The sequence below is a fragment of the Streptomyces colonosanans genome (genome assembly GCF_001866645.1).
Lineage (GTDB): Bacteria > Actinomycetota > Actinomycetes > Streptomycetales > Streptomycetaceae > Streptomyces > Streptomyces colonosanans.
In genome coordinates this window covers 1-5,862 of the sequence record NZ_MLYP01000125.1, presented here as the reverse complement: position 1 = coordinate 5,862, position 5,862 = coordinate 1, and the positions used below count along the sequence as shown (strand labels likewise).

The following is a 5,862-nucleotide window of genomic DNA, read 5'->3' as shown; positions in this document are numbered from 1 at the left end:
GCGTGGTGGTGGTCATGTCTGCTCCTCGCAGCTCACGGACGCGGCGGGTGGAGAGGGTGGGAAGGGCAGGGGCCGGGGCTGGACGCCCCCCCCGCCCAGTAGTGGGCGGTCAGGCGACGAAGCGGCCCGCGAAGGCGTAACCGGCCTCGTCGACGGTCTTCTGGATCAGGGCGTCGAGCACGTCGTCGGGCTCGGCCGCGGTGGTCACGGTGACCAGACCGGTGCCGATCTCGACATCGACCGCACGGATCGCGTCGAGGTCGCCCACCGCCTTGGAGACGACGCCCTGGCAGTGGGCGCTGCCCACACCGTCGACCTTGTAGGTGGTCTTGACCTGGGCGTTGGTGTGGCAGCTTCCCTCGGGCGTGCAGCAGTCGGACATCGAGGCCTCCCCTGTAGCGATCAGGCATACCCCCTAGGGGTATCTCACGACTCCATGTATACCTCCCTCCGGCATGTGACGCAAGACGATTCACCATTCATTCATACCCCCCAGGGGTATTTTGAAGTGCATCGAACCGCCCGCAGGAGGTCGAGAGACAGAGTGGCCACGAGCGCAGGAATGCGGATCGCCTTCTTCGCCGCCACACTCCCCAGGGGTTGGCGCGGCGTCGGCGAGGCCTCCTCGTCGACCAAGGGCACGGCACACGAGAAGCAGGCCCGGGTCAGAGACCCGGGCCTGCTCGCTGTCCTTCTTGAGAAGTTGTCGCGCCGAAGCAAGTGCGCCGGAAGGGAGCGCCTGACTGCGGTTCGGTACCAGAAGGCCTTGACGACGGCGTGCCCCGTGGGGACGGTCCGGGTGCAGAAGGCCTGCAGGTCGGCGTGGTGGGTGAGGAACCAGCCCTTGACCTCAGCCTCGTCGAAGGCGGAGAGAGTGCCGCCGACGAGCGACGCCTGTACCCCATGGGGGTATATTGGGCCGCACTCGACGTCACCGAGCATGGATGGAAGCATGACGACAGCCGAGGACCGGCGAAGCGGCGCCTCGCGCGTCGTCCTCCGCTGCACGCGTGTTGCCGCCATCGCGCTGGTCGCGGTCCTCGCCGTTCTCGTGCACCACGAGACGGCCACGCCGATGACACACGTCCAGCCCTCCTCCCGGATGGTCGAGGCAATCGGCATGGCGGGCATGGATCACGGATCCGCCCCGCCCGCCCGATCCCGCTCCGACGCGCCTGCCCTGCTGTCCGGCGCGACGGCTCCCGTTGCCGTCGGCCCTGACGGCCCCTGCTCGGGCATGGCGATGCAGCACTGCTCCGCCGCCGGCGTCGACACGGTGAAGCTGGTACCCCCGGCCGGGCTCGCCGTCGGCCACACTCCGGCCGCCCCTTCCCGTGCTGCCGCCGGGCGGGACATCCCGGGGACCGTGAGCCGAGCACCGCCCGATCTCTCACTCCTCTCCCGGTTGCTGCTGTAGGCCGCGCCCGCGGCTGCGTGCGTCCTCGTACGCGCGCTGCCGTGCCCGCACGCCATCCCAGCGGAAACAACCGTGAGAAGAGGACCACTTCGTGAACACCGTGAACCGTCGATCCGTGCTCCTGGCCGGACTCGGCATCGCCGGCGCGGGCGCACTCGCCGCCTGCAGCACCGACTCCGGTACCACTCCCCCTCTGGTGAGCCCGTCCGGCTCGGCGGTCGCCGCGACCGAGAAGAAGCGCACCAGGACCGGCAGGACACATGAGGTGACCCTGGTCGCCGCCCCGGCCGTGGTGGAGCTGGGCGCCGGAATCACGGCCAAGACGTGGGCTTTCGACGGCCGGGCCCCCGGCAAGGAGCTACGCGTCTTTGCCGGCGACCGACTCGCCGCCACGCTGTCCAACCAACTCCCGGACAAGACCTCCACGTCCGTCCACTGGCACGGCCTCGCCCTGCGCAACGACATGGACGGCGTCCCGCCGGCCACCCAGACCGCCGTCAGGGCCGGGAGCAACTTCACCTACCGGTTCCTCACCGACGCCCCCGGCACCTACTTCTTCCACCCCCACGTCGGAGTCCAGATCGACCGCGGCCTGTACGCCCCGATGATCGTGGAGGACCCGAAGGAGCCGCTCTCGTACGACGAGGAGTGGGTCGTCGTGCTCGACGACTGGCTGGACGGTGTCACGGGCACTCCGGACGAGGTTCTCGCCGAGCTGACGCAGGGGATGGGCGGCATGCACCACGGCGGCCATGACGCGCACGACATGGGGGACATGGACATGGGCGGGACGGGCGGTTCCGAATCCGCCTCGCCCTCCGGCGGCGGCAGGTCGATGAAGTTCATGATGATGGGTGCCCAGAGCACGCTGCTCGGCGGGGACGCCGGCGATGTGAAGTACCCGTACCACCTGGTCAACGGCCGTGTCGCGACCGATCCGCAGGTGTTTCGGAGCAAGCCCGGCAAGCGGATTCGGCTCCGGCTGATCAACGCCGGAGGCGACACCGCCTACCGCGTCGCCCTCGGCGGGCACCGGCTGACCGTCACCCACACCGACGGCTTCCCCGTCCGGCACCAGCAGGTCGACGCCCTGCTGATCGGCATGGGGGAACGCTACGACGCCCTGGTCACCCTCGCCGACGGTGTCTTCCCGCTGGTCGCACTGGCCGAGGGAAAGAACGCCGGCGGCATGGCCCAGGTCCGCACCGGCTCCGGAGGCGGCCCCAGGGCGAACGTCCGCCCGAAGGAGCTGGAGGGCATGATCGTGTCCGCGTCGCAGCTGAAGGCGGCGGACGACGTACGCCTGGCGTCGAGAAAGGTCGATCGGGTCCACCGCATCGAGCTGACCGGCAGCATGATGGCGTACGACTGGACCATCAACGGCAAGCGGTTCGACATGAGTGACCCGGCCGCCCATCCGATCACGGTGGAGCACGGTCAGCGCGTCCGGCTGGACTTCGTCAACAACACCACCATGTGGCACCCGATGCACCTGCACGGCCACACCTACCAGCTCGGCGGCGACGGGCCCCGCAAGGACACCACGATCGTGCTGCCGAAGAAGACGGTGTCGGCCTTCTTCGACGCGGACAACCCCGGCCAGTGGATGCTGCACTGCCACAACGCGTACCACGGCGAGGCCGGAATGATGGCGCTGGTGGCCTACCAGGGCTGACGTGCCCCGGCCCAGGGCTGCTTCGCAGGGCCCCGGTCCCAAGGCTGGAAGGAGCACGCGGGTGCGGCCGAAGCCGCGGCACCCGCGTGCCCGTCGAAAGCCGCCCGGCGGCACACGAACCCGCACGTGCACACCTCCTCCCCCGACCCCACCCCGACGGTCGGCTGATCGGCCCCGAGGCGGCGGCCTGCGCACCCGCGGGCGGAGCCTGCGGCCTGGTGGGCGGGGTCACTCCGATGGCCCAGCATGACTCCGTGCGCCCGGCTCGTACGGGGTTTCCTGGACGGGAGGGCGTCCGTCCTGGGAGGCCGGTCATGTATGAGATGTGCGTGGGCCCCGACGGGGCAGGCGAAACGCTGGTGTGGCACGTGATGGCCAAGCAGGCCACCACCACCTTGTGCGGGCGGCGGCTCGCCGAACGCGTCGAAGCGCCCGGCGCCGAACAGGCGGAGCACTGCTCGCCGTGCATGGCCTCGTTCGCGAAGCTGATGACGGCCGCCCGGCCCTGATGCGTCCAGGGCACCTGCCGCCGAGGCAGCACATGATCTCCGTTTCCGTACGAGGCACGACGGCAATCACCTGAGGCCAGGGGGCGTGCGGGAGCGTACGGGGGTGTTGTGTGCGCTCAGGGGGTGGCCCGAGCACGGGTACCGCCCCCTTGCGCTCACACGTTCAGGTGATCACTGTTGATCGCCCTGTGAGCGTGTGCCATCGCGCCCTATTCAGGACGTATGGATCAACTCCGCTCCTCGGACAGTCATCACCCTTTCTCCCGGCGACAGTTCACGACCGCGGCTGGTACGGCCGCGACCGCGACGGCCCTCGGTCTGACCGCGCCGGGCACGGCCGCCGCGACACCCACCCTTCCCCACCAGGCCCCCTGTCCGCCGAGATCCACCGCCGACCGGGCCACCTGTCTCGCGGTCGCCCGTGCGCTGCTGGTCGTCGACGACGACAACACACCGCTCGTGCCGGCCTACAAGAAGATCCTCGACTCCGGTCTGCCCCGCGCCAGGACCAAGAACGCCAAGAAGATCCTGGTGATCGGCGCAGGACCGGCCGGTCTGGTGGCGGCCTGGCTGCTGAAGCGGGCCGGGCACCATGTGACGGTGCTGGAGGCCAACGGCAACCGCGTCGGCGGACGGATCAAGACCTTCCGCACCGGCGGGCACGAACATGCGGCCCAACCGTTCGCCGATCCCGGGCAGTACGCGGAGGCCGGGGCCATGCGGATCCCCGGCAGCCATCCGCTGGTGATGAGCCTGATCGACCAACTCGGCGTAAAACGCCGTCCGTTCTACCTCATCGACGTCGACGGCGAGGGCAAGCCCGTCAACCACGCGTGGCTCCATGTCAACGGCGCCCGTATGCGCCGCTCCGACTACGCGAAGACGCCCCGCAGGATCAACCAGTCGTTCGGCGTGCCGCGCAAGTACTGGGACAAGCCCTCCTCCCAGATCCTGCGCGAAGCCCTGGACCCCGTACGCGACGAGTTCAGCACGGCCGGACCGGACGGCAAGCGCGTCGACAAACCCCTGCCCGAGCGGGTGCAGGGCTGGGCACGGGTGATCCAGCGGTACGGCGACTGGTCCATGTACCGCTTCCTGACCGAGCAGGCCGGCTTCGACGAACGCACCCTCGATCTCGTCGGCACCCTGGAGAACCTGACCTCCCGGCTGCCGCTGTCGTTCGTCCACAGCTTCATCAGTCAGTCGCTGATCAGCCCGGACACCACGTTCTGGGAACTGGTCGGCGGCACCGCCACGCTGCCGGACGCCCTGCTGCGGCGGGTGGGCGACCTGGTGCGGCTGGACCGCCGCGTGACGCACATCGAGTACTGGGACGCCGACCGGCACGACAGCGACGACATGTCACACGTCCGCCAGGACGGTCCGCGGGTCTGGGTCGACACGGTGTCCGAGGGCCGGGACGGCAAGGTCGTGCGCGAGCAGTTCACCGGTGACCTGGCGATCGTCACCGTACCGTTCTCCGGGCTGCGGCAGGTGCAGATCAGCCCGCTGATGTCGTACGGAAAACGCCGTGCCGTCGCCGAGTTGCACTACGACAGCGCGACCAAGGTGCTGCTCGAATTCAGCCGCCGCTGGTGGGAGTTCACCGAGAGCGACTGGAAGCGGGAACTCGACGCGGTGCGCCCCGGGCTGTACGCGGAGTACCGGCGGGGCAAGGCGCCCACCGACGCAAGCCTGCTCGGCGCGCACCCGTCGGTGCCGGGCGGGCACATCAGCCCCGCGCAGCGCGCCCACTACGCCGCCAACCGCTGGGCCACCCGCGACCAGCCCGAGGCGGCGCACATCGTCGGCGGCGGCTCGGTCTCCGACAACTCCAACCGCTTCATGATCCAGCCCTCCCACCCGGTCCCCGGCAGCAAGGGGGGCGTCGTCCTCGCCTCCTACAGCTGGGCCGACGACGCCTCCCGCTGGGACTCCCTGGACGAGGAGGCCCGCTACCCGCACGCCCTCAGGGGCCTGCAGCAGGTCTACGGGCAGCGCGTCGAGGTCTTCTACACGGGTGCCGGCCGCACCCAGAGCTGGCTGAGGGACCCGTACGCGTACGGCGAGGCTTCCGTCCTGCTCCCCGGCCAACACACGGAACTGCTCGCGGCGATCCGCGCCCCCGAGGGCCCGCTGCACTTCGCCGGGGACCACACCTCGGTCAAGCCGTCGTGGATCGAGGGCGCCGTCGAGTCGGGGGTCCGGGCCGCACTCGAAGTGCACATGGGCTAGTGCCGTGGCAGGCAACGTTTGCCCGT

Annotated in this window: 6 protein-coding genes; 4 read left to right on the top strand and 2 right to left on the bottom strand. The window is 69.9% G+C overall.

Annotated features, from left to right (window positions below; translation table 11 throughout):
• Positions 1 to 109 precede the first annotated feature (109 nt).
• Both BIV24_RS30480 and BIV24_RS30475 read right to left on the bottom strand, forming a co-directional pair.
• Positions 110 to 382: a heavy-metal-associated domain-containing protein gene (locus BIV24_RS30480; protein ID WP_071369703.1), complete on the bottom strand. Its 273-nt coding sequence runs from the start codon at positions 380 to 382 to the stop codon at positions 110 to 112.
• 101 nt (positions 383 to 483) lie between these two features.
• Positions 484 to 942 carry a hypothetical protein gene (locus tag BIV24_RS30475; protein ID WP_143064705.1) on the bottom strand — a complete coding sequence of 153 codons (459 nt, stop codon included), beginning with the start codon at positions 940 to 942 and terminating at the stop codon, positions 484 to 486.
• 10 nt (positions 943 to 952) lie between these two features.
• On the opposite strand from BIV24_RS30475, the gene BIV24_RS30470 reads away from it, so the two are divergent.
• From BIV24_RS30470 to BIV24_RS30455, 4 genes are all read left to right on the top strand, one after another.
• A complete protein-coding gene (locus tag BIV24_RS30470; protein ID WP_071369701.1) occupies positions 953 to 1,417 on the top strand; it encodes a hypothetical protein in 465 nt (154 codons plus the stop codon).
• 91 nt (positions 1,418 to 1,508) lie between these two features.
• The gene (locus tag BIV24_RS30465) at positions 1,509 to 3,092 is read left to right on the top strand and encodes a multicopper oxidase family protein (protein ID WP_071369700.1); all 1,584 of its coding nucleotides are present in this window, start codon (positions 1,509 to 1,511) and stop codon (positions 3,090 to 3,092) included.
• A 314-nt stretch (positions 3,093 to 3,406) separates the two neighbouring features.
• On the top strand, positions 3,407 to 3,601 hold the full coding sequence (locus tag BIV24_RS30460) for a hypothetical protein (protein WP_071369699.1): 195 nt from the start codon (positions 3,407 to 3,409) through the stop codon (positions 3,599 to 3,601).
• 222 nt (positions 3,602 to 3,823) lie between these two features.
• On the top strand, positions 3,824 to 5,836 hold the full coding sequence (locus BIV24_RS30455) for a flavin monoamine oxidase family protein (RefSeq protein WP_071369698.1): 2,013 nt from the start codon (positions 3,824 to 3,826) through the stop codon (positions 5,834 to 5,836).
• Positions 5,837 to 5,862 lie beyond the last annotated feature (26 nt).